Below are 22,906 nucleotides of genomic sequence, written 5' to 3'. Positions count from 1 at the left end.
GCCGCAATGTTCAGGGCGTGGCGACCAGTGCCTCCAGCTGCGCGGCAACGTGGTCGAAGGGTTCAATGCTCCGCTGCGCCCGGCACATCACGATGGCCCCTTCAACGCTGGCGATGATCAGGGTGGCCAGCCGCGCCGCAGCGGCCGGCGCGTGGCCATGCACCTGCAACGCGGCGGCCAGCCGGCGCTGCCAGTCGCCGAACGCGGCGGCGGCGGCATCCAGCGCCTCCACGGCGATGTCGTCGATCGGCTCCTCCACCGCCACACCCATCACCGGGCAGCCGCGGCGGAACTCGGTGGCGATCAGGCTCTGCCGCCACGCCGCCAGATTGGCACGCAGCCCGGCAAGCGCCCCGTCCTGCAGGTGCCGCTCCAGACGCGCACCGACGTGCGCACCGGCGAGCTCGATCGCCTCCACCACCACCTGCTGCTTGCCGCCCGGGAAGTGATGGTAGGTGGAGCCCAGCGGCGCCTCGGCGCGCTTGGTCATCTCACGGATGCTGGTGGCATTGAGGCCATGCCGGGCCAGCATCTCCACGGCGGCCACGACCACGCGCCCACGCGGATTGGTGTGTCGATTGCGCATGCGGTGACCCTTGCCATGACAGTCGTCATAGCCTACCGTAATTGACTATTACACTCGTCATATTCGGAGCCTCCATGCGCCGCACCTCCGCTCTGCCCCGCCCTTCCGGCGTTCCGGCATGAATCTCTGGTTCCGGCTGCTGTGGCTGCTGCTGAGCTCCTTGTGGCGTCCGCGGCTGTCGGCCCCGGACGGGATCTCGCGGATCCGCTCGCGGGTGTGGCTCAACGACCTGGATGTCAACGGCCACATGAACAACGGCCGCTACTGGACGCTGTTCGACCTTGGCCGCATCGACCTGATCCTGCGCAATGGCATCGGACGGGCCGCCCTGCGCAACCGATGGGCGCCGATCGTCGGTGCCGGGGCGGTACGATTCCGACGGGAGTTGAAGCTGTTCCAGTCCTTCACTCTGGAAACCCGCGTCCTCGGCTGGCAGGACGCGCGGATGGTGATGCAGCAGCGTGTACTGATCGGCAACGATGAGGTGGTCGCCACCCGCGCCCTGCTGCTGGCCGGGTTCTACGATCGTCGGGCACGCCGTTTCGTCAGCGCCGAGGACCTGCTCGGCGCGGTCGGGGTGTGCGATGCGGTTTCACCGCCCTTGAACGACCCCGCCCAGGCCTTGCTGGACCTGGACGCCTCAATGAAGGGCGACGGCGCGCTGTAACGGGGTGCCGGCCGGTGGCCGGCACCCCGCTGGATCAGGCAACGACCACCGGAATGCTGCCGATGCGGGCCTGCCATTCGCGCGGCCCGGTGATGTGCACCGACTCGCCGGTGGCGTCGACGGCCACGGTGACCGGCATGTCCTGCACGGTGAACTCGTAGATCGCCTCCATGCCCAGGTCCGCAAAGCCGACCACCTTGGCCGCCTTGATCGCCTTGGACACCAGGTACGCCGACCCGCCGACCGCCATCAGATAGGCGGACTTGTTGTCGCGGATCGCCTCGATTGCCGCCGGGCCGCGTTCGGCCTTGCCGACCATGCCCAGCAGGCCGGTCTGCTCCAGCACCTGGCGGGTGAACTTGTCCATGCGGGTAGCAGTCGTCGGGCCGGCCGGGCCCACCACTTCGTCGCGCACCGGATCGACCGGGCCCACGTAGTAGATGAAGCGGCCCTTGAGGTCGACCGGCAGCGGCTCGCCCTTGTCCAGCATCTCCACCATGCGCTTGTGCGCGGCATCGCGCCCGGTGAGCAGCTTGCCGTTGAGCAGCAGGGTCTGGCCCGGGGTCCAGCTGGCCACGTCTTCCGGGGTGATCGTATCCAGGTCGACGCGGGTGCCCTTGGAGGCGTCGTACGTGATCTGCGGCCAGTCTTCCAGCGACGGCGGGTCCAGCATCACCGGGCCGCTGCCGTCCAGGGTGAAGTGCGCATGGCGGGTCGCCGCACAGTTCGGGATCATCGCCACCGGCAGATTGGCGGCGTGGGTCGGGAAGTCCTTGACCTTGATGTCCAGCACCGTGGTCAAGCCCCCCAGGCCCTGCGCGCCGATACCCAGCGCATTGACCTTGTCGAACAGTTCCAGGCGCAGTTCTTCGGCCCGGTTGGAGGCGCCGCGCGCCTTGAGGTCGTTGATGTCGATCGGCTCCATCAGCGATTCCTTGGCCAGCAGCATCGCCTTCTCGGCGGTGCCGCCGATGCCGATGCCGAGCATGCCCGGCGGGCACCAGCCAGCCCCCATCGTCGGCACGGTCTTGAGCACCCAGTCCACGATCGAATCGGACGGGTTGAGCATGGCGAACTTGGACTTGGCTTCCGAGCCGCCCCCCTTGGCCGCGACGATCACCTCGACGGTGTCGCCCGGCACGACCTTGACGTTGACCACGCCCGGGGTGTTGTCCCTGGTGTTGACGCGCTTGCCGGCCGGATCGGCCAGGACCGAGGCGCGCAGCTTGTTGTCCGGGTGGTTGTAGGCCCGGCGCACGCCTTCATTGGCCATGTCTTCCACGCCCATCGTGGCGTCGTCCCAGCGCACGTTCATGCCGATTTCCAGGAACACGGTGACGATGCCGGTGTCCTGGCAGATCGGCCGATGGCCTTCGGCGCACATGCGCGAGTTGATCAGGATCTGGGCCATCGCCTCCTTGGCGGCCGGCGACTCTTCGCGCTCGTAGGCTGCGGCCAGGCTCTTGATGTAGTCGACCGGGTGGTAGTACGAGATGTACTGCAGCGCGTCGGCGATGGACTGGATGAGGTCTTCCTGCTTGATCGATGTCACGACTTGCTCGCTTGCTGGAGGCTGGCGGGGGGTTAGCCCTCCATTTTACCCCCAGCGGTCCACCGATGCCGCCCCCGCGTGCCGACCGGAGCCACGGGTGAGAATGACTCGCAACCCTGCGATTTGAGGCACAGTGACAACCCCCAACCTCCTGTCACGGCAGCGCCCGCTGCGGCGTCCTCCCTGCATGCACACCCCCGATACCTTCCAGACCCATCGCCCGCGCCTGTTTGCCCTCGCCTACCGACTGCTGGGCAGCCGCAGCGACGCTGAGGACGTGGTCCAGGACGCCTGGCTGCGCTGGCAGGGGGCCGACACCACTGCCATCCGGGACCCGGAAGGCTGGCTGGTCACCGCCACCACCCGGCTGGGGCTGGACCGCCTGCGGGCCGCGCGCAACGCGCGCATCGACTATGTCGGCCCGTGGCTGCCCGAACCGCTGGAGATCGCCCTCGACCCGGATCCGATGCACGACCCGGCGCAGCGCCATGCCCACGCCGACGATGTCTCGGTGGCCTTCCTGGCGCTGCTGGAGCAGCTCAGACCCGACGAGCGCGCCGCCTTCCTGCTCAAGGACGTGTTCGACTACGACTACCCCGAGATCGCCCCGCTGCTCGACCACACCCCGGCCAACTGCCGCCAGCTGGTGCATCGCGCGCGGCAGCGCCTGCAGACCGGGCGGCCGCGCTTCGCGGTCAGCGCCGCGCAGCACCGCACGCTGCTGGAGCGCTTCATGCAGGCCACGGAACAGGGGGACCAGGCCGCGATCCTGTCGCTGCTGCACGCCAATGCGGAGATGGTGTCCGACGGCGGCGGACGGGTGACCGCCGCTATCCGCCCGCTGCTGGGCGCCGAGCGCATCGCCCAGCTGTTCTGGGCCATCGCCCGCCGCAACGGCTCGCACCCCGGGCGCATCGGCTGGGTCAACGGCGAGCCGGCGATCCTGCGGTTCGACGACGGGCATCTGCATTCGGTCACCACCGTCACCGTGGACGACGGGCGCATCGTGCGGGTGCTGAGCGTGTTGAATCCGGACAAGCTCGGCGCGGTTGTCACAGCGCGCCACGCTGCCGCGTCCTCCTGATGAAGACGGCCATCGGGGCCGTCACGGAGTCCACGATGTCCGCTTCTCCCCGCGTTCCCTACACCCGCCTGGCCGCCGACGCGTTCAAGGGCCTGCTCGCCACCAGCAAGGCCGTGCATGACAGCCCGGTCGATCCCACGCTGATGGAACTGGTGTTCCTGCGCGTGTCACAGATCAACGGCTGCGGCTACTGCATGGACATGCACGGCACCGCGCTGCGCAAGGGCGGCATCGAGCCGCGCAAACTGGACACCCTGCCGGCGTGGCATGAAAGCCGCTTCTTCGACGCGCGCGAACGCGCCGCGCTGGGCTGGGCCGAAGCGCTGACCCGCCTGCCCGACGGTGCACCCTCCGACGCGGCGTTCGAGGCACTGACGCCGCATTTCGACGAGAAGGGCATCAGCGACCTGAGCATGGGCATCGCGGTGATCAACGCCTGGAACCGCCTCGGCGCCGGACTGCTGCCGCCGCTGCCGTAAGAGATCCCGGCAGTGCCGGCCGCTGGCCGGCACTGCACGGTGCACGCCTTGCATCGCGATATCCGCAGGGTGAGGCGGGATTGCACCGCATTCATCGTTCCGCCACGGCGCAGGCGCGCACAATAGCGCCCATGCCCGCCTCCCCCGCTGCCGGCACTCCCGGCCAGAAGAACCCGAGCCTGCGCGAACGCTTCCAGGCGATGCGCAACCTGCCCCCCTTCCTGCGCCAGGTCTGGCAGACCAGTCCCGCACTGGCCAGCGCCAGCCTGGGCCTGCGCCTGATCCGCGCCTTGCTGCCGGTGTCGATGCTGTACGTGGGCAAGCTGATCATCGATGCGGCCCTGCACCTGAGCCAGCACGAAGCCGGGTTCCCGCCGTTCGGCGAGGCGCTGTCCAGCGGCCTGCTCAACCCGCTGCTCGGCCTGCTGGCGTTGGAGTTCGGCCTGGCGATCGTGTCCGATCTGCTTGGCCGCCTGGTCAACTACGCCGACACACTGCTCTCGGAACTGTTCACCAACGTCACCAGCGTCCGGCTGATGGAACACGCTGCCGAGCTGGACCTGGAAGACTTCGAGGACCCCGACCTGCAGGACAAGCTTGATCGCGCGCGCCGCCAGACGATGGGCCGGATGAACCTGATGAGCCAGCTGTTCGGCCAGGTGCAGGACAGCATCACCGTGGCCAGCCTCGCGGTAGGCCTGCTGGTGTATGCGCCGTGGCTGATCCTGCTGCTGGCCGTGGCGCTGGTGCCGGCGTTCATCGGCGAATCGCACTTCAACGCGGCCGGCTACAGCCTCAACTTCCAGTGGACGCCCGAGCGCCGCCAGCTGGAGTACCTGCGCCAGATCGGGGCCAGCGTGGAAACGGCCAAGGAGGTGAAAATCTTCAACCTCCACCGCTTCCTGATCGACCGCTACAAGACCCTGGCCGACAGGTTCTTCCGCGCCAACCGCGCGCTGGCGCGGCGGCGCGCGTTCTGGGGCACCCTGCTGGCCGCGCTGGGTACGCTCGGTTACTACGCCGCCTACGCCTACATCGCCTGGCGCACCGTACGCGGCGATTTCTCCATCGGCGACCTCACCTTCCTGGCCGGCAGCTTCCTGCGCCTGCGCCAGCTGCTGGAGGGCCTGCTGATCGGCTTCTCGCAGGTAGCCGGGCAGGCGCTGTACCTGGACGACCTGTTCTCCTTCTTCCAGATCCAGCCGGAGATCCACTCGCGCGCCGATGCCATCGCCATCCCGCAGCCGATCACCCAGGGCTTTGTGTTCGAGAACGTCGGCTTCCGCTACCCCGATGCCGGGCAATGGGCCGTACGCCATCTCGACTTCGAGCTGCGCGCCGGCGAAGTGCTGGCCCTGGTCGGCGAGAACGGCGCCGGCAAGACCACCCTGGTCAAGCTGCTGGCGCGCCTGTACGACCCGGACGAAGGCCGCATCCTGCTGGACGGGCGCGACCTGCGCGACTACGACCTGGACGACCTGCGCGCCAACATGGGCGTGATTTTCCAGGACTTCGTGCGCTACAACCTCAGCGCCGGCGAGAACATCGGCGTCGGCCTGGTCGAGGCGATGGGCGATCAGGCGCGGATCCGCGATGCGGCCCGTCGCGGCATGGCCGACGAGGTCATTGCCGGCCTGCCCGGCGGCTATGACCAGCTGATCGGGCGCCGCTTCAAACTGGGCATGGACCTGTCCGGTGGCCAGTGGCAGAAGATCGCCATCGCCCGCGCCTACATGCGCGACGCGCAGGTGATGATCCTCGACGAACCGACCGCCGCGCTTGACGCGCGCAGCGAGTTCGAGGTCTTCCAGCGCTTCAAGGAGCTGTCCGACAACCGTACCGCCGTGCTGATCTCGCACCGCTTTTCGTCAGTACGCATGGCCGACCGCATCCTGGTGCTGGCCGGCGGCCGCATCGAGGCCAGCGGCACCCATGCCCAGCTGATGGCTGAAGGCGGCCGCTACGCCGAGTTGTTCGAGCTGCAGGCTGCCGGGTATCGTTGAGGCCCCTTCCGCATGCGTTTCCGGCCAGTCAATGAGAATTTATCTCATTTGAGATAAACTGGGCGGGACAACACAGATCAGACCCCACCCCCATGTCTTCCGCTTTCGGCGCCGAAACGGTGCTTGAGGTCCGTCACTGGACCGACGCCTACTTCAGCTTCACCACGACCCGCGACAGCGGTTTCCGCTTCGAGAACGGCCAGTTCGTGATGATCGGCCTGGAAACCGACACGCGCCCGCTGCTGCGCGCGTATTCGATCGCCAGCGCCAACTGGGAAGAGAACCTGGAGTTCTTCAGCATCAAGGTGCAGGACGGGCCGCTGACCTCGCGCCTGCAGCACATCAAACCAGGCGACAAGGTCCTGGTCGGCAAGAAGCCCACCGGCACCCTGCTGATCAGCGACCTGCACCCGGGCAAGCACCTGTACCTGCTGGGCACCGGCACCGGCCTGGCACCCTGGCTGTCGGTGATCAAGGACCCGGAAACCTACGAGCGCTTCGACAAGGTGATCCTCACCCACGGCGTGCGTTTCGAAAAGGACCTGGCCTACCGCGACCTGTTCGAGAAGGAACTGCGCGAGCACGAATTCCTCGGCGAGATGATCGGCGAGAAACTGCTGTACTACCCGGCCGTCACCCGTGAGCCGTTCCCGAACCAGGGCCGCCTGACCTCGTTGATGGAAAGCGGCGAGATGCAGAAGACCCTCGGCCTGCCGCCGCTGGACCCGGAAAACGATCGCGCCATGATCTGCGGCAGCCCGCAGATGCTGGCCGACCTGCGCAGCGTCCTCGATGCCCGCGGCTTCCAGACGTCCCCGCGCATCGGTACGCCCGGCCACTACGTGTTCGAACGCGCCTTCGTGGAAAAATAAGCGCGCCCGCGCAAGGAAGCATTGCCGATGATCACGATGATCCGCCCCGCCCTCGCGTGCCTGCTGCTCGCGATCAGCCTGGGCGCCAGCGCCGCCACCGCCGAGCCGCCCAAGGCCGGCGACCTGCCGCCCCAGCTGCTCGGCAAGGACCGCCAGGGCGAACCTGTCGACCTGGCCGCCCATCGCGGCAAGGTCGTCATCGTGACCTTCTGGGCGTCCTGGTGCGGCCCGTGCCGCAAGGAACTGCCGGTGCTCGGCCAGTTGCAGGACATCGTCGGCACCGACGCCCTGCAGGTGTTTGCGGTCAACGTCAAAGAACCGCGCGCGGACTTCCTGGCCATCGCCCGCGGTCGCAAGTCGCCGCCGCTGACCTGGATCCACGACAGCCGCGGCCTGGTCTCCGACCAGTACGGCATCGAAGCCCTGCCGCACATGTTCGTCCTCGACCATGACGGCCGCGTGGCCCACGTCCACCGGGGCTACTCTGAACAGGCCCTGCCGAAGATCCTCGAGGAAATCACCGCCCTGCTGCCCGACGAGGTCCGCAACCGCCGGGCTGGCGGCTGACTGCTCAGCCCAGCGCCGCCTCGATATCCCCGCGCAGCGACGCCGGCGTATCCGTCGGCGCGTACCGCGCCAGCACCTGTCCATCGCGTCCGACGAGGAACTTGCTGAAGTTCCATTTGATCCCGCGCGTTCCCAGCACCCCGGACTTCTCTGCCTTCAGCCACTGCCACAGCGGATGCGCCGCCGGCCCGTTGACCGCGACCTTGTCCGACAACGGAAAATCGACCGCATAGGTCAGCGAACAGAACTGGGCGATCTCGGCCGCATTGCCCGGCTCCTGGTGCCCGAACTGGTCGCAGGGAAACCCGATCACCACCAGCCCGCGCGACCCGAACTCGCGCCACAGCGCCTCCAGGCCCTCGTACTGCGGTGTAAACCCGCACTTGCTCGCCACGTTCACCAGCAGCAGCACCTTGCCCCGATACTGCTCCAGCGCCTGGGGCTGGCCCGAGAGATCCACGAACGAAAAATCAAAGGCGGTGGTCATGGACGGCGGCTCCTGCGGAAACCGGCATCTTAGCGCCGTGCGGGTTGGCGCGGCCCGACCCGGCCCGCGCCCGGCGGCAACCTCACCGCCGCCGCCGCCGCACGCCCGCATGCCATGTCTTTCGACACAAGCCCGGGCCCCTCACATCGCGGTAATCTCGGGCACTTGTCTGACCGGAGAATCCCCCCTTGACCACCCGTCTTGCCCTTGCCGTCGCCGTCACCCTCGGCCTGGCCCTGCCCGCCTACTCCGCCGTCGCCGCCACCCCGGCCGCGAACACCGCCCAGCAGGCCAATCCGTTCTTCGCCGACAGCCCGCTGCCGCTGCACTACCCGCAGTTCGACAAGATCAAGGACAGCGACTTCGCCCCCGCCTTCGACGCCGGCATGGCCCAGCAGCTGAAGGAAGTGGAGGCCATCGCCAACAACAAGGCCAAGCCGACCTTCGACAACACCCTCATCGCCCTCGAAAAGAGCGGTGACATCCTGGATCGCGCCACCACCGTCTTCTTCAGTCTGGTCGGTGCCGACACCAATGACGTGCGCAAGAAGCTGCAGGCCGACTATTCCGCCCGCTTCGCCGCCCACAGCGATGCCATCGCCCTGAACGGCAAACTGTTCGCGCGCATCCAGACCCTGTACGACACCCGCAGCCAGCTTGGCCTCGACGCCGAAGGCGTGCGCCTTGTCGAAAAATACTATGACAACTACGTCCGCGCCGGTGCCAAGCTCAACGACGCCGACAAGACCAAGCTCAAGGCCATGAACGCCGAGCTGGCCAAGCTCGGCACCACGTTCAGCCAGAACGTGCAGAACGAAGTGAATGCCTCCGCCGTCATCGTCGACGACGTCAAGCAGCTGGACGGCCTCTCGGCCGAGCAGATCGCTGCCGCCGCCGAAGCCGCCAAGGCCCGCAAGCTGGACGGCAAGTATGTCATCGCCCTGCTCAACACCACCGGCCAGCCGCCGCTGACCAACCTGCGCAACCGCGACCTGCGCCAGAAGATCTACGAAGCGTCCATCACCCGCGGCAGCCGCGGTGGCCAGTTCGACAACACCGCGCTGGTCTCGCGCATCATGCAGCTGCGCGCCGACAAGGCCAAGCTGATGGGCTTTGACAACTTCGCCGCCTACAACCTCACCAACCAGACCGCCAAGACCCCCGAAGCCGTCAACGCCATGCTCGGCCAGCTCGCCCCGGCCGCCGTCGCCAACGCCAGGCGCGAAGCCGCCGACCTGCAGGCCATGATCGACAAGGAACAGAAGGCCGCCGGCAAGCCGACCTTCGCCCTGGAAGCATGGGACTGGGCGTTCTACAGCGAGAAGGTGCGCCAGGCCAAGTACAACTTCGACGAATCCCAGCTCAAGCCCTACTTCGAAATGAAGAGCGTGCTCGAGGACGGCGTCTTCCACGCCGCCAACCTCGAGTATGGCCTCACCTTCAAGCAGCGTACCGACCTGCCCGTCTACCACGACGACGTCACCGTCTACGACGTGTTCGATGCCGACGGCAGCCAGCTGGCGATCTTCATCTTCGACCCGTACGCCCGCGCCTCCAAGCGTGGCGGCGCCTGGATGAACTCCTACGTCTCCCAGTCCGCCCTGACCGGCTTCAAGCCGGTGGTCGCCAACCACCTCAACATTCCCAAGCCGCCGGCGGGCCAGCCGACCCTGCTGACCTGGGATGAGGTGAGCACCACCTTCCACGAGTTCGGCCACGCCCTGCATGGCATGTTCTCCAACGTGAAGTATCCCTACTTCTCCGGCACCGCCGTGCCGCGCGACTTCGTCGAGTTCCCCTCGCAGGTCAACGAGATGTGGGCCGACAACCCGGTCATCCTGAAGAACTACGCCAAGCACTACCAGAACGGCAGCGCCATGCCCCAGGAACTGCTCGACAAGGTGATCGCCGCTGCCAAGTTCAACCAGGGCTTCGCCACCACCGAGTACCTCGGTGCGGCCATGCTCGACCAGCGCTGGCACCAGATCGGCCCGGACCAGGTCCCGGCCGCCAAGGACGTGATGGCGTTCGAGCGCGCTGCGCTGGAGAAGGACGGCATCTACTATGCGCCGGTTCCCCCGCGCTACAAGACCCCGTACTTCAGCCACATCATGGGCGGCTACTCGGCCGGCTACTACGCCTACATCTGGTCCGAAGTGCTCGACGCCAACACCCAGAAGTGGTTCCGCGAGAACGGTGGCCTGAGCCGCAAGAACGGCGACCATTTCCGCGAAACCCTGCTTTCCAAGGGTGGCAGCGTCGATGCGATGGAACTGTTCCGCAACTTCGCCGGGCACGAACCGCAGATCGAGCCGCTGCTCGAAAAGCGTGGCCTGACCGAGGGTGGCGGCAAGAAGTAAGGCCGGTCACAACAACGGCACGTAAATGAAAACCGCCCGGGACACCGGGCGGTTTTTTTTCAGGCGGGGCTAGCGCGGCGCCACATACCCCCCCGGCACGCCGCTGGGCGACAGCACCAGCTGCCACAGCTGCGCGTGGCGGCAGCGGAAACTGGCCATGGAACCGGCCAGATAGAAGCGCCACATGCGCTTGAAGCGTTCGTCGTAACGCTGCCCGTCCAGTCGCGGCCATGCCGCTTCGACGTTGGCGCGCCAGGCCTGCAGCGTGCGATCGTAGTCCGGGCCGAAGCTGTGCCAGTCCTCCAGCACGAACAGGCCCTCGCAGGCCGCCGTGATCTGCGCCGCCGACGGCAGCATCGAATTGGGAAAGATGTAGCGCGCGATCCAGGGGTCAGTGCGGTGACGCGACAGATTGCCACCGATGCTGTGCAGCAGGAACAGGCCATCGGGCTGCAGGCAGCGCCGGACCATCTCGAAGTAGCCGCGGTAGTTCTTGTCACCCACGTGCTCGAACATGCCCACCGACAGGATCGCGTCGAACGTCTCCTCGACGTCGTGGTAATCCTGCAGCCGGATCTCGATCGGCAGGCCCGCGCACAGCTCGCGGGCATACTCGGCCTGCTCCCGGGAAATGGTGATGCCCACGCCGGAGACACCGTAGCGTTCGGCGGCGAACTTCAGCGCCTCGCCCCAGCCGCAGCCGATATCCAGCACACGTTGGCCCGGACGCAGCCGGAGCTTGCGGCAGATCAGGTCAAGTTTGGCTTCCTGCGCGGCATCGAGGTCCTGTGCCTGCGCCCAGTAGCCGCAGCTGTACACCAGACGCCGGCCCAGCATCGCCTCGTAAAGATCGTTGCCGAGATCGTAATGGCGCCGCCCGACGTCGAAGCTGCCGGAGCCCGCCTGCAGGTTGAACAGCCGCGCCTTCAGCGCATCGGCCACCTCGCGCCAGCCGTGCACCCGTTCGTCCAGGTGCGCCTGCATCAGGCGCACCAGCAGCCCGTCCAGGCTGCCGGCATCCCACTGCCCGTCCATGTAGCTCTCGCCCAGCCCCAGCGACCCATGCGCCATCACCCGCGTATAGAAATGCGGATCGTGCACCTGGATGTCGTGTGGCTGGTCGCCGTCCACCTGGACGCCGGCCTCGTGCAGCAACTCCTGTACGCGTCGTTGCAGGCCAACGTCCATGCCGCCCCCGTCAGCCGCGCGCGAACAGGCCCGCGTAGGCGGCGCCGACATACGGCAGCAGCACGCTGGCAGGCACGTCCACCGACTGGGTGCCGTCCGAATACGGACCGACCTGGTACGGCGGGAACACGAACCGCACCGCAGTGATCTTGCCGTCGGTGCCGGTAATGGGCTGGAACTGGCTGAAATTCTCCACGCTCGCATCCGTGCCGTCGGCGATCATCCGGCTGGCGTTGCGCAGCGACTCCTGCATCTGCGCCGGTTCCAGGTCGTCCCCGCTCAGGCGCGTTGCAACGCGCTCGCGCAGCTGGTCGGCCACATACACGCTGACCGCCTTCCAGCCCTTGGCATCGGCCACCAGCTGGTCGGCCGTCAGCATCTGCTGCTGCTCGGGCAACCACACAAAACGCGCCACCAGCGGCTCGCCGTGGGCGCCACCGGTGTAGCGGCTGCCATCGGCGCCAACCACCACCAGCTGCGGGGTTTCCAGCAGTTTCTCAAAGCTCAGCGACAGCTCGTAGGGCATGGTCGGCGTGTCGTTGCCCAACCCGTCAACGGCCTGCTGCAGTTCGCCACGGGCGCTGTCGGCATAGGCCTTCAACGCCTTGGCCAGCCCGGGATAGCGGGCCAGATCCGGCGGGTAGCTGATACCCACGACCGCCTGCGGGGAGGTCTCGATGACATCGCGAAGCTCCACCGGCGCGTCGGCCGGCACGATGCCGGTGGCGGGCGCGGCCGGGGCGGTGTCGGCCACCGGTGCGGCCGGCGGTGGTGTATCGGTATCGCGTTGACACCCTGCCGCCAACATCACGGCCAGGGCCACGCCGCTGGCGCGCAGCGCGCGGCGGTTTACTGCGTTGTCCATCCTTACATCCCCTTGTTGTAACCCACCATCATGAGCGGTGTTGCCTGAAGCATGACCGGCTGCTCAACCCGCCAGCAGGTCGTCGTATTCCGCGTGCCGTTGCATGAAGGCTTCGGCATAGGCGCATGCAGGCACCACTTTGAGTTTCTGTTCGCGCGCATAGCGCAGCGCCACCCGGGTCAGCTCACCGGCGATGCCGCGGCCGCCGATCGCCTCGGGCACTTCGGTGTGCGTGATCACCATCCGCTTGCGCCGGTTGCGGGTCTGAATCTGGTAATCCAGCAACGCCAGATGACCCCGCACCCTCGCCTGGAAGCGATGCCGGACCTCATCGTGCTCCACCTCGTAGGCCAAGCCGGGCGGGGTGACCGAAGCCATGAGCGGTGTCTCCTGCGGCGACTGACGCGATAGTGCGCAGCCGGCCGCCATGATCGCGTGAAGCCTGAACAGGGACAACCACCGACGCGCTGCGTCACATCCTGCCGCGCGCACGGAGGTCAGCGCCTGGCCACGGTGGACTGCGTTTGCGTGGGATGCCGCTCAAGCCTGCCCGGTTCAAGCCGATATAGGGAACGGACAGGGCGTAAAAGCTGGCATGGCTTTTGCGAGACCTGCCTGCCCGACCGCGTTTTATGGAGGCCCTCATGGACAACGCACCGCAGCCCCCCGCTCTTCCCGTGGACGCCGACAGCTCGCTGCTGGAAGGCCTGTTCGAGCTGGCCGTCAACGGCCAGACCCAGGGCTGGGAATTCGACCAGATCGACAACGAGGTCTATGCGCGCCTGCTGAGCACCTACGGCGCGGACAGTCAACAGGCCGCCTGAGCGGCCTTCCGGTTTTCGCGCGTCTCGACCAACGGCCGTGACCTGCCGCGGGGTGCCGGTGATCCCGGTCCCGACAGGTACCGACCGTTGGCCGGCACCCGCCCTCCCCGCCCCGCCGATCAGCCCAGCGGGCGGAACGAGGGGTTGCCCAGCTCGCGCAGGAAGTGGTTGAAGATGCTCGGCTGCATCATCAGCATGAACAGCACGCCGAATGCGGCACCGGCCAGGTGCGCGCTGTGGTTGATGCGGTCGCCGCCGCGGCGATCCATCCAGATGCTGTAACCCACATAGAACACGGCGTAGATGATCGCCGGCGCCGGAATGAACAGCACGAAGATCACGCTCCACGGGCTGAGCAGGATGAAGGCGAACAGCACCGCCGACACCGCGCCCGATGCGCCCAGACTGAGGTAGTTCGGGTTCTTCTGGTTCTTCAGGTAGCTGGGCAGGATCGACACCACCAGCGCGCCAAGATAGAACGCCGGGTAGGTCAGGTAGCTGCCGGTGAGCTGCACCATCACCCCTTCAATCTGCCCGCCGAAGAAGAACAGCGTGATCATGTTGAAGGCCAGGTGGCCAAGATCGGCGTGGATGAACCCGTAGGTCACCAGCCGGTCGTACTGGCGGCGGCGGTCCACCGCCGGCGGCCAGAGAATCAGGCGGTCGGCCAGGGCGCGGTTCTTGAACGCCATCCACGACACGATGACGGTGATGGCGATCAACAGCAGGTTGACGGGGGTCATGGCGGGGCTCAGGCGATCCGGTAGTTGTCGACCATACGATAGCGTCGTGCATACCAACCGAAGGCCAACGCCGCCAGGAACGCGAAGCCGGCGAAGAAGAACATCAGGAAGGCCGCCTCGCTCAGGCCGGTACTGGCGATCTGGTGGGTCACCGTATCGTTGCGCACCGCCGCGTTGGACAGCAGCACCCACAGGTTGCCGATGGTGGTGGTCAGGTTCCAGAAGCTCATCACCACGCCCTTCATCGCCTGCGGCGCCTGGCTGTAGGCAAACTCCAGGCCGGTTGCCGAGACCAGCACCTCACCGAAGGTCAGCAGCGCGTACGGCAGCATCTGCCAGAAGATGGACATGACGTTGCCGCCGTCCATCATCACCTGGATGCCACCGACCACAATCCAGGCCAGGCCGCTGAAGGCGATACCGGCGGTCATGCGGCGCAGCGCGGTCGGCTCGAAGCCGAAGCGGCGCAGCATCGGGTACAGCACCAGGTTGTTGAACGGAATCAGGATCATCACCAGCAGCGGGTTCAGGGCCTGCATCTGCGAGGCGGTGAACCACGACGGCATGGCCATCTGCTGGCCCTGCAGCACCCAGGTGGACGCCTTCTGGTCGAACAGCGAGAAGAACGGCGTGGTCAGCGCGAAGATCACCAGCACGCGCAGCACCGAGCGTACGCCTTCCACGGCTTCGGCCGGATGCACCGCCCGGGCCCGGTCGAGCTGGATCCAGGTTCCGCCCCCCACGCCGGCCAGCACCAGCACCAGCGCGATGCACAGGCAGATCACGATGCCCAGGCTGCCCACCAGCCCCATCGACGCCACCGCCAGCACGGCACCGAGGATGGCCAGGGTACGGCCCGGACGGCCCTTGCCCGGCACCTGCGCCGACAGCGCGGTCCGCACCACGTTGCCGAACGAATGCGGGTCTTTCGGCGGCAGCGGCACCAGTACGTAGCGCTTGCGGCCCATCCAGAACACGAAGGTGGCCACGAACATCAGGATGCCCGGGATGCCGAACGCCCACTGCGGGCCGAGGTTCTTCAGCGCCAGCGGAATCAGCAGCGAGGCGAACAACGAGCCGAAGTTGATGATCCAGTAAAACGCGTCGAAGACCAGCTTGGCCAGGTGCTTGTTGCTCTGGTCGAACTGGTCGCCCATGAACGAGGCCACCAGCGGCTTGATGCCGCCGGCGCCCAGCGCGATCAGGCCCAGACCGACGAAGAAGCCCTCGCGGCTGTTCTCGAACACCGCCAGGCAGGCGTGGCCGGCGCAGTAGATCAGGCTGAACCACAGGATGGTGTGGTACTTGCCGAAGAATCTGTCGGCCAGCCAACCGCCCAGCAGCGGGAAGAAGTACACGCCGATCATGAAGCTGTGCATGATGTCCTTGGCCTCGCCGGCCCGGCCATCGGCCGTGATCTCCTGCAGCAGCAGCGAGGTGATCAGGAACTGCACCAGGATGTTGCGCATCCCGTAGAAGCTGAAGCGTTCGCAGGCCTCATTGCCGATGATGTAGGGAATCTGGCGCGGCATCTTTCCCTTGCCAGCGCTGGCGGCTGCGATCGTGCTCATCCTATGGGGCTGTCCTGCGAATACGAAAGGGCGCGAGCTTACCGGAAGCCCCACACCTGCGCACGCTGCGGCCCTACATGACAGCGGCCGGCGAACATGGCAGGCCAATGGCGACAGACGCTGCCGGAAGTCACGAGGCGTCGACGGACAGAGCGTAAACTTATCGTTATGCGCATGACCTCGACTGCTGTGTTGGGACGCTGGCCACGATGGGTCCTGTTGCTGGCGCTTGTCGTGTCCGCTCCTGCGGCCAGCGCGCGCCAGGCCGAGGGCACCCGCCCGCACCTTCTCAAGATCGCCACCCTGGAACTGCCGGTCGCCGACGACGGCCAGTGGCAGCAGCGCCGCGACCAGGTGCTGCAGTTGCTGGAGTCCCTGCAGCCGGATGTGATCGCGGTGCAGCGGGTGCTGCAGAGCCAGGGCCGCAACCCGGCCTGCTGGCTGGCCACGCGCCTGCGCTACAGCTGCGACTTCGTCACCGCCGACCCGCCCAGCCAAGGCCTGCGCCACGGCAGCGCCATGCTTACCCGGCTGCCGGTCACCGAAGACGGCGTTACCCTGCTGCACCCGCCCGGCCAGTTCAGCGCGGCCGGCATGATGCGGGTCAAGGTGCAGGAGGAACTGGTCAACATCTACATTGCCCGGCTGCGTCCGGACCCGGACGAGCCGGACGTGCGCCGCCATCAGACCAGCGACCTGATGACCTGGATCGGCGCCACCTCCGATGGGCTGCCCTCGCTGATTGCCGGCGATTTTTCCGCCGAGGCCGGCGAGCTGGTCCGCAGCACGCCCGGCTTCCAGCCGGCGCGGAAGAACCCGGGCGAGCGTGTCGATCCGCCATCAATGGCCGGCGCGGCACGCGGCCACGGCCTGGACGTGCTGTTCCAGGTCAAGCACTTCGATGGCCTGCGCCAGGAAAACGTCAAGCTGCCGGCTGCCGAGGGCGAGACCGGCGCGCTGCGCCTGGGCGTGATGGCCACCCTGCGCCTGCAGGGCGAAACGCTGTAGCGCCTCCCGCTGAAACGACAACGGCCAGGCATTGCTGCCTGGCCGTTGCGTCATCCAATGCCCTGTGATCAGGCGATGGCATCCTGGTAACGACGCTCGACTTCGTTCCAGTCGACGACGTTGAAGAACGCGCCGATGTATTCCGGGCGACGGTTCTGATACTTCAGGTAGTACGCGTGCTCCCACACATCCAGCGCCAGGATCGGCGTGTTGCCGTCCATCAGCGGGCTGTCCTGGTTGGCGCTGCTTTCAACCACGACCTTCTTGTCCGGGGTCACGCTCAGCCACGCCCAGCCGCTGCCGAAACGGGTCAGCGCAGCCTTGGTGAAAGCATCCTTGAACTTGTCGAAACCGCCCAGCTGGGACTCGATCGCCTTGGCGACGTCACCGACCGGCGCACCGCCGCCGTTCGGCGACATCACGGTCCAGAACAGCGAGTGGTTGGCGTGGCCGCCGCCGTTGTTGCGCACCGGGCCCTGCAGGTTTTCCGGCAGCGACTTGGTCTTCTTCACCAGCTCTTCGACCGGCAGGTCGGCGAACTCGGTGCCTTCCAGCGCCGCATTGACGTTGTTGATATAGGTCTGGTGGTGCTTGGTGTGGTGGATCTCCATCGTGGCCGCGTCGATATGCGGCTCGAGCGCGTCGTAGGCGTAGGACAGCTTGGGCAGGGTGTAGGCCATGTGGTTCTCCTGGTAGCTCACTCACCCGGCGAAGACCGGGCGTTGCGGTGTCGATGATGGGGATGGTCTCCGAGCATACCAAGGGGCATGTAAAGGATTCTTCGTCGCGCGCGGTGTGCCGCGTGATTGTTATGCAGCGGTGACGGCGCATCCCGCAGGCAGTGCGCAGCGTCATCGGAGATGCAGGCCGATGGCGGTAGAGTACGCGTCACCTTTCCTGCCTTCCGCCCCTCATGCGCAAGCCCTTGCTGCTCCTGCTCGCCATTGTGCTGCTGATCGGCGGACTGGCCGCCATCAAGCTGGCCCAGCGTCCGCCACCGCCGCAGTTCGCCCCGTCGCTGACCCAGCCGGAGGCCGCGCCGGTACCGGCCGCCGCATCGACGCGACCCCGCGATGCGTTGCCGCCGTTCCTGCCACCCGAGGCGCGACGCACGCTCGCCCTGATCCAGCAGGGTGGCCCCTACCCGCACCGCCAGGACGGCAGTGTGTTCGGCAACCGCGAACAGCGCCTGCCGCAGCGCCCGCGCGGGTATTACCGCGAATACACCGTCGACACCCCGGGTGCCGGCAACCGGGGCGCGCGCCGCATCGTTACCGGCGGCAACCCGCCGACCGCGTGGTTCTATACCGACGACCACTATGAAACCTTCCGCAGTTTCGACGTACCACCGGCCGGGAGCTGGCAATGACACATGATGGATTCGAGCTGGGCCTGCACGACATCAACAATGCCGGCGTCTACGCCATCGGCAACGAAGACGTCGCCCCCCTCTCGGCCGCGATGCGCGATGCCGGCCTGCGCATCTGCCGGATCGACCTGGCCGGCTGCAGCGACAAGCGCACGCTGCTGATGCGGCTGGCCGCGCAGCTGGACTTCCCATCCGGCTTCGGCGGCAACTGGGATGCGCTCGCCGACAGCCTGCGTGATCTGCAGTGGCTGCCGGCCAACGGGTATGCGCTGTTCTTCAACGATGCCGACGACCTGCGCGCTGGCGCGTCGGCCGACTTCGACACGCTGCTGGACATTCTGGACGAGGCAAGCGCGCACTGGAGCGGGCAGAACGTGCCGTTCTGGGCCTTCGTGGCGCTGCAGGATGCCGCGGTGGAGCCGTAAGACAACTCCGTTGGGGCCGTTGGCCTCAACGGCTGCCGTTGTCTTCCTGCAGTTCCTTCTTGAACGGGATGTCCGGCGGCGGTCGCGCCACCGCCGGCTGGTCGTTCATGTTCGGATTGGTCAGGCCACAGCCGCCACCGAACTGCAGCATCGACACCACGCAGGAGATCTTGGTGCTGGTACCGGGAATCGGAATCTCCACCGCCTTGATGCCCTTGCGAACCCACTCGGCGAGCAGTGACTCGTTGGGCGCCCAGTACTTGTCGAACGAGGTCGGGGTGTAATCGTACGGCGGACGCTTCAGCCAGGTGCCCGACTGCGCGATGCGCTCGCGGCTCCAGCCATCTTTGTCACCGCCGGGCGCCCCCCGCTCATGGTCGCCCTTGCCGTCGTCGCCGGGCACGCGAACGCTGCCATCGGCATTGAACAGGCCGGTACCGGCCTGGTTGGCCTGCTGGGCGCCGCGCCGCGCGCCATCGCGCGCCTGGGCGTCTGCACCCCAGTCATCGCCCCGCTGCGGCGTGGCCCAGCTGCCGGGCTGCGGCGCCAGTTGCGTACCCGCGCGCGAACTGGCCGGGGCCGACGCGGCCGGGCCATCGCGGACCGGCGCGGACGTGGTCGACGGGGACGACGTGGTCGCGGCACTGGTGCTGGTGCCGGCGGCCGCCACGGTCGGCGCGCTTGGCGCCGGCCGGGGGGCGGCATTGGGAATGCTGCGCTCCCGCACCTCGATTTCCGCTGCAGCGCCCCGCACGTTGACCTCGCGCTGAGGCACCGGGGCCATCGCCACCGGGGCGGTGGGCGCCGGCTGCACCTCGCGCTCGCGCACCTGCAGTTCGCGTTGCGGCACCGTGGCCTCCACCCGCGACTGCGGCATCTGCATCGGCACCGGGCGCTCGCTCATCAGCGTCACCTCGCGCTCGCGCACACTGACCTCCGGAGTGCGGTCACGCGGCGGCGTGGCAAGCGCCGGCAACGGGACGGCCGAACGCGCCACCGGCGTTTCCACCACCGCCACGGTGCGTTCGCGCACGGTTACGTCCTGCGGTTCGCGCGGCACCACGCGGACTTCGGTGCGCGGCACGCTCGGCGGCGGCACCACAAAATCGGTAGTGGCCTCCTGCACGACGGTGGCCTGCAGGGGTTGTTCGTTGGCCGGCGTCGCCTCGGCCGGGGGCGCCGGCTCGGCGGCCGCCGGTGGCGGCGCGGCGGCCGATGCACTGGCGTCGGTCGGCTCGGCCGCCGGGGACGGCGACAGCGTGGCGGCCTGCGCCGACGCCCCCGCTGCGGTGGCATCGATCTGCGTGGCCGGCGCATTGGCCGCCACGGCTTCGGCACTGGACGCGCCACCGCCATCCTCGGCCGGCGTGCCCTTGCCGACGAAGGCGACCTGGATACGGTTGCCTTCGCCACCCTCCTCCGGATCGACCGGGGTGCGCACCAGTGCCACCCACAGCAGCAGTACCGCAAACAGAACGTGCAGCAGCGCACTGATCAGCGCCGAGGTCCAGCGCATCCAGCGCTGGTCGCGGGGGGCCGGCTCCCAGGTCTGCCAGAACAGGCGGCGCACCGCCTGCACAAAGCCCAGCGCGGGCAGGCGACCGGTCGGCACAGGCGCGGGCCGCTGCAGCATCTCCGTCACGACGCCCGTGGCCCGTGGCGGGCGCGGCAGCGGCGTCAGCGCACGCAGCCACAGGCCCCAGCCATACGGCAGGCCCGTGGTTTTCTCCAGGATGCGTTCATCCGGCTGGCGTGCCAGCAACCAGTCGAGAATCTCGTCGGCTCGGCGCAAGGGCACGCAGTGCGGTCAGGCGGCCGTGCCGCGTGGAATGTACGGCGCGTCGCCACTCTCGTGGTCGGTCGCGTCGCGCACCGCGGTAATGCCGGGCACACGTGCCATCAGGGTCTTCTCGATCCCCTGCTTGAGCGTGACATCGGCCATCCCGCAGCCCTGGCAGCCGCCACCGAAGCGCAGCAGCACCACGCCATCGGAGGAGACTTCCTGCACGGCCACCTTGCCGCCGTGCGAGGCCAGCTGCGGGTTGACTTCGTTCTCCACCACCCAGCGCACGCGCTCGACCAGCGAGGCGGCATCGGTGGGCGCCTCGCCCTTGATCTTGGGCGCCTTGATGGTCAGCTGCTGGCTGCCGGCGGCGTTGGCGACGATGTCGATGTCGGCGCCGTCGAGCCAGGCCACACTGGCGGCATCGACGTACAGGGTGAACCCGTCGCAGTCCACCGCCCACTCGTCACCGAGCAGTTGGGTGGGTTCGGCGAATTCCAGCCGCGCGTCGGCGCGCGGCGTGCCGGCATCGACCGCGCTCAGGCGGACGCCCATGCCGGGCACGGCCTCACGCTCGATCAGCTTGCGGAAGTAGGACTGGGCAGTGTCGGATATCTGGATCATCAGGCTATTCTAGCCAATCGCTCGTTACGCGCTCATTCGGTTTATACACTGAACGGCGCATTGTTCAGACATCTAGATGTGGAGGATTGCATGGCCGACCTGATTCCCCTGGCGCAGGCCCATTGCGTGCCGCGCAAAGGCAGCGACCACAAGCTGGGCGCAGCCCGCGTGGCCGAGCTGCTGGCCCAGGTGCCCGGCTGGGAGCTGGCCGAACAGGGCCAGGCCCTGACCCGGACCTTCCGCTTCGATAATTACCACGGCACGATGGCGTTCGTGAATGCCCTGGCGTGGGTGGCCCACCGCGAGGACCACCACCCCGACCTGGGCGTGCATTACGACCGCGCCGTGGTGCGCTTCTCCACCCATGATGTGGGCGGACTGAGCGAAAACGACTTCATCTGCGCAGCGAAGGCTTCGGCCCTCACGGAGTGACCCCATGAAACTGTCATCCATTCTGTTGTCCAGCGTCGCCGTGGCCGCCCTGGCCGGCTGCAACAGGCCCGCCGAACCGGCCGCACCGGTTGCGCCGCCCACCGAGGTCGCCGCAGTGAAGACCCCGCCGCCGGAGTACCCGATCGAACTGGCCTGCCAGGGCATCGGCGGCACCAGCACCTTCAGGGTGGTGATTGGTGCCGACGGCGCCCCCGGCGAGGTGGCGCTGGTCACCGGCAGCGGCAACACCCAGCTCGACGAGCAGGCGAAGAAGGCGGTCCAGGCCTGGCAGTTCAAGGCCGCCACCCGTGCCGGCCAGCCGGTGTCCACCACGATCCAGGTGCCGATCAGCTTCAACCCACCGCAGCCCAAACCCGACCAGTGCTTCGCGATCGAAGAGCGGCTGCGTCAGGGCGGTTGACCGCCCCGTTCCTGCCCCCGGAAGCCAGCGCACGCCAGCTCCATCCCCCTGATCACGCACCGCCTGCCCCGCACGCCCTTTCCCCGGCGTGACGACTACAGGGGCGACGGCGCGTTGTTACCCGTGTAAAGGATGCGGTAGCGCATGCTGGATATTTCGAGCGACAACGTATGGATCGCCCTGCTGGTGACCCTGGCTGCCGGCCTGGCCACCGGCCTGGGCAGCCTGATGGTGCTGTTCTCGCAACGTCCCAATCCCCGTCTGCTGGCATTCGGGCTGGCCTTCGCCGGCGGGGCGATGGTGTTCGTGTCGCTGACCGAGATCCTCAACAAGGCCATCGATTCCTTCACCCTGGCCTACGACGCGCGGACCGGCTTCGCCTACGGCACGATGGCCTTCCTGGCCGGCGTGCTGCTGATCGTGCTGATCGACCATCTGATCCCGAACCCGCACGAAAGCCTGGACAAGCAGGACCCGCTGTTCCGCGACAACAACAAGGCCTATATCAAGCGGGTCGGCCTGCTGACCGCGATCGCGATCACTGCGCACAACTTCCCTGAAGGCCTGGCCACCTTTTTTGCCACTCTGGAAAGCCCGTCGGTGGGCATGCCGCTGGCCTTCGCCATCGCCATCCACAACATCCCCGAAGGCATCGCGATCGCCGTCCCGGTGTACTTCGCCACGCAGAACAAGGTCTACGCCTTCGGTGCCAGCCTGCTGTCCGGCCTGGCCGAACCGGTGGGGGCCGCGATTGGCTATTTCGCCCTGTCCGGCGTCCTCAACCACGCCACCTTCGGCTGGGTATTCGGCCTGATCTCCGGGGTGATGGTGTTCCTGGCGCTGGACGAACTGCTGCCGGCCGCCAAGCGCTACGCGAAGGGTCACGAAACGGTCTATGGCCTGGTGGCCGGCATGGGCAGCCTGGCCATCAGCCTGGTTCTCTTCAAATGGTAATGCCGTCCCGCAGCGCGTCATGCCGGCCGCTGGCCGGCTCCA

General features: G+C 67.4%; 25 protein-coding genes. 14 read left to right on the top strand and 11 right to left on the bottom strand.

Annotation, left to right across the window (positions count from 1 at the left end; translation table 11 throughout):
• Window positions 1-10: 10 nt before the first annotated feature.
• Window positions 11-586, bottom strand: a complete 576-nt coding sequence (locus ACPEH8_RS06335) for a TetR/AcrR family transcriptional regulator (RefSeq protein WP_423666307.1) — start codon at window positions 584-586, stop codon at window positions 11-13.
• Between the two features lie 118 nt (window positions 587-704).
• Between ACPEH8_RS06335 and ACPEH8_RS06330 the strand changes: the two genes are divergently transcribed.
• Window positions 705-1,253, top strand: a complete 549-nt coding sequence (locus ACPEH8_RS06330; RefSeq protein WP_136003334.1) for an acyl-CoA thioesterase — start codon at window positions 705-707, stop codon at window positions 1,251-1,253.
• A gap of 34 nt (window positions 1,254-1,287) precedes the next feature.
• Here the strand turns inward: ACPEH8_RS06330 and ACPEH8_RS06325 are convergent, their stop codons facing one another.
• Window positions 1,288-2,805 carry a fumarate hydratase gene (locus ACPEH8_RS06325; RefSeq protein ID WP_017356363.1) on the bottom strand — a complete coding sequence of 506 codons (1,518 nt, stop codon included), beginning with the start codon at window positions 2,803-2,805 and terminating at the stop codon, window positions 1,288-1,290.
• Window positions 2,806-2,992: 187 nt separating this feature from the next.
• Between ACPEH8_RS06325 and ACPEH8_RS06320 the strand changes: the two genes are divergently transcribed.
• The 5 genes from ACPEH8_RS06320 (at window position 2,993) to ACPEH8_RS06300 (ending at window position 7,810) form a co-directional block, all read left to right on the top strand.
• On the top strand, window positions 2,993-3,889 hold the full coding sequence (locus ACPEH8_RS06320) for an RNA polymerase sigma-70 factor (protein ID WP_136003332.1): 897 nt from the start codon (window positions 2,993-2,995) through the stop codon (window positions 3,887-3,889).
• Between the two features lie 35 nt (window positions 3,890-3,924).
• On the top strand, window positions 3,925-4,368 hold the full coding sequence (locus tag ACPEH8_RS06315) for a carboxymuconolactone decarboxylase family protein (RefSeq protein WP_136003330.1): 444 nt from the start codon (window positions 3,925-3,927) through the stop codon (window positions 4,366-4,368).
• Between the two features lie 131 nt (window positions 4,369-4,499).
• Window positions 4,500-6,371, top strand: a complete 1,872-nt coding sequence (locus ACPEH8_RS06310) for an ABC transporter ATP-binding protein (protein ID WP_136003328.1) — start codon at window positions 4,500-4,502, stop codon at window positions 6,369-6,371.
• Between the two features lie 92 nt (window positions 6,372-6,463).
• Window positions 6,464-7,243: a ferredoxin--NADP reductase gene (locus ACPEH8_RS06305; protein WP_017355364.1), complete on the top strand. Its 780-nt coding sequence runs from the start codon at window positions 6,464-6,466 to the stop codon at window positions 7,241-7,243.
• Between the two features lie 27 nt (window positions 7,244-7,270).
• On the top strand, window positions 7,271-7,810 hold the full coding sequence (locus tag ACPEH8_RS06300; RefSeq protein WP_153165367.1) for a TlpA family protein disulfide reductase: 540 nt from the start codon (window positions 7,271-7,273) through the stop codon (window positions 7,808-7,810).
• Between the two features lie 4 nt (window positions 7,811-7,814).
• Here ACPEH8_RS06300 and ACPEH8_RS06295 read toward each other — a convergent pair whose 3' ends face one another.
• A complete protein-coding gene (locus tag ACPEH8_RS06295; RefSeq protein ID WP_017355362.1) occupies window positions 7,815-8,297 on the bottom strand; it encodes a glutathione peroxidase in 483 nt (160 codons plus the stop codon).
• Window positions 8,298-8,485: 188 nt separating this feature from the next.
• Here ACPEH8_RS06295 and ACPEH8_RS06290 point away from each other — a divergent pair, with 188 nt between their 5' ends.
• The gene (locus ACPEH8_RS06290; RefSeq protein WP_153165366.1) at window positions 8,486-10,657 is read left to right on the top strand and encodes a M3 family metallopeptidase; all 2,172 of its coding nucleotides are present in this window, start codon (window positions 8,486-8,488) and stop codon (window positions 10,655-10,657) included.
• Between the two features lie 69 nt (window positions 10,658-10,726).
• Here ACPEH8_RS06290 and cfa read toward each other — a convergent pair whose 3' ends face one another.
• From cfa to ACPEH8_RS06275, 3 genes are all read right to left on the bottom strand, one after another.
• Window positions 10,727-11,845, bottom strand: a complete 1,119-nt coding sequence (gene cfa / locus ACPEH8_RS06285) for a cyclopropane fatty acyl phospholipid synthase (RefSeq protein WP_017355360.1) — start codon at window positions 11,843-11,845, stop codon at window positions 10,727-10,729.
• A gap of 10 nt (window positions 11,846-11,855) precedes the next feature.
• A complete protein-coding gene (locus ACPEH8_RS06280; protein ID WP_136003325.1) occupies window positions 11,856-12,710 on the bottom strand; it encodes a DUF3298 and DUF4163 domain-containing protein in 855 nt (284 codons plus the stop codon).
• Between the two features lie 63 nt (window positions 12,711-12,773).
• Window positions 12,774-13,088, bottom strand: coding sequence for a GNAT family N-acetyltransferase (locus ACPEH8_RS06275; protein ID WP_017355358.1), 315 nt, complete (start codon window positions 13,086-13,088; stop codon window positions 12,774-12,776).
• Between the two features lie 266 nt (window positions 13,089-13,354).
• Between ACPEH8_RS06275 and ACPEH8_RS06270 the strand changes: the two genes are divergently transcribed.
• Entirely contained in the window at window positions 13,355-13,534 is a 180-nt protein-coding gene (locus ACPEH8_RS06270) for a hypothetical protein (protein WP_037590960.1), read from the top strand.
• Between the two features lie 119 nt (window positions 13,535-13,653).
• Here ACPEH8_RS06270 and ACPEH8_RS06265 read toward each other — a convergent pair whose 3' ends face one another.
• Together ACPEH8_RS06265 and ACPEH8_RS06260 are read right to left on the bottom strand one after the other, a co-directional pair.
• A complete protein-coding gene (locus ACPEH8_RS06265) occupies window positions 13,654-14,277 on the bottom strand; it encodes a rhomboid family intramembrane serine protease (protein WP_017355356.1) in 624 nt (207 codons plus the stop codon).
• An 8-nt stretch (window positions 14,278-14,285) separates the two neighbouring features.
• Window positions 14,286-15,848, bottom strand: coding sequence for an oligopeptide:H+ symporter (locus ACPEH8_RS06260; protein WP_017355355.1), 1,563 nt, complete (start codon window positions 15,846-15,848; stop codon window positions 14,286-14,288).
• A 174-nt stretch (window positions 15,849-16,022) separates the two neighbouring features.
• On the opposite strand from ACPEH8_RS06260, the gene ACPEH8_RS06255 reads away from it, so the two are divergent.
• Window positions 16,023-16,856 (top strand): endonuclease/exonuclease/phosphatase family protein, encoded by an 834-nt coding sequence (locus ACPEH8_RS06255; RefSeq protein WP_423666305.1) that lies wholly within the window; start codon window positions 16,023-16,025, stop codon window positions 16,854-16,856.
• Between the two features lie 68 nt (window positions 16,857-16,924).
• Here the strand turns inward: ACPEH8_RS06255 and ACPEH8_RS06250 are convergent, their stop codons facing one another.
• Complete coding sequence (locus tag ACPEH8_RS06250; protein ID WP_026070662.1) at window positions 16,925-17,536, bottom strand: superoxide dismutase; 612 nt, start codon at window positions 17,534-17,536, stop codon at window positions 16,925-16,927.
• Window positions 17,537-17,769: 233 nt separating this feature from the next.
• Here ACPEH8_RS06250 and ACPEH8_RS06245 point away from each other — a divergent pair, with 233 nt between their 5' ends.
• Together ACPEH8_RS06245 and ACPEH8_RS06240 are read left to right on the top strand one after the other, a co-directional pair.
• Entirely contained in the window at window positions 17,770-18,225 is a 456-nt protein-coding gene (locus ACPEH8_RS06245; RefSeq protein ID WP_017355352.1) for a ribonuclease domain-containing protein, read from the top strand.
• Complete coding sequence (locus ACPEH8_RS06240) at window positions 18,222-18,650, top strand: barstar family protein (RefSeq protein WP_017355351.1); 429 nt, start codon at window positions 18,222-18,224, stop codon at window positions 18,648-18,650. The genes ACPEH8_RS06245 and ACPEH8_RS06240 overlap by 4 nt, the downstream gene beginning before the upstream one ends.
• Before the next feature lie 25 nt (window positions 18,651-18,675).
• Here the strand turns inward: ACPEH8_RS06240 and ACPEH8_RS06235 are convergent, their stop codons facing one another.
• Window positions 18,676-20,448: a hypothetical protein gene (locus ACPEH8_RS06235; RefSeq protein WP_153165363.1), complete on the bottom strand. Its 1,773-nt coding sequence runs from the start codon at window positions 20,446-20,448 to the stop codon at window positions 18,676-18,678.
• A gap of 9 nt (window positions 20,449-20,457) precedes the next feature.
• Complete coding sequence (locus tag ACPEH8_RS06230) at window positions 20,458-21,057, bottom strand: NfuA family Fe-S biogenesis protein (protein ID WP_423666303.1); 600 nt, start codon at window positions 21,055-21,057, stop codon at window positions 20,458-20,460.
• A 90-nt stretch (window positions 21,058-21,147) separates the two neighbouring features.
• On the opposite strand from ACPEH8_RS06230, the gene ACPEH8_RS06225 reads away from it, so the two are divergent.
• The 3 genes from ACPEH8_RS06225 (at window position 21,148) to zupT (ending at window position 22,864) form a co-directional block, all read left to right on the top strand.
• The gene (locus ACPEH8_RS06225; RefSeq protein ID WP_017357207.1) at window positions 21,148-21,489 is read left to right on the top strand and encodes a 4a-hydroxytetrahydrobiopterin dehydratase; all 342 of its coding nucleotides are present in this window, start codon (window positions 21,148-21,150) and stop codon (window positions 21,487-21,489) included.
• A 4-nt stretch (window positions 21,490-21,493) separates the two neighbouring features.
• Window positions 21,494-21,910 (top strand): energy transducer TonB, encoded by a 417-nt coding sequence (locus ACPEH8_RS06220; protein ID WP_166473212.1) that lies wholly within the window; start codon window positions 21,494-21,496, stop codon window positions 21,908-21,910.
• A gap of 144 nt (window positions 21,911-22,054) precedes the next feature.
• A complete protein-coding gene (gene zupT, locus ACPEH8_RS06215; protein ID WP_136003318.1) occupies window positions 22,055-22,864 on the top strand; it encodes a zinc transporter ZupT in 810 nt (269 codons plus the stop codon).
• Window positions 22,865-22,906 lie beyond the last annotated feature (42 nt).

This window comes from Stenotrophomonas sp. NPDC077461, assembly GCF_049545475.1.
Classification (GTDB): Bacteria; Pseudomonadota; Gammaproteobacteria; order Xanthomonadales; family Xanthomonadaceae; genus Stenotrophomonas; species Stenotrophomonas nematodicola.
Note: the sequence above shows the minus strand (reverse complement) of the source record. Positions and strands in the feature narration are given on the sequence as shown.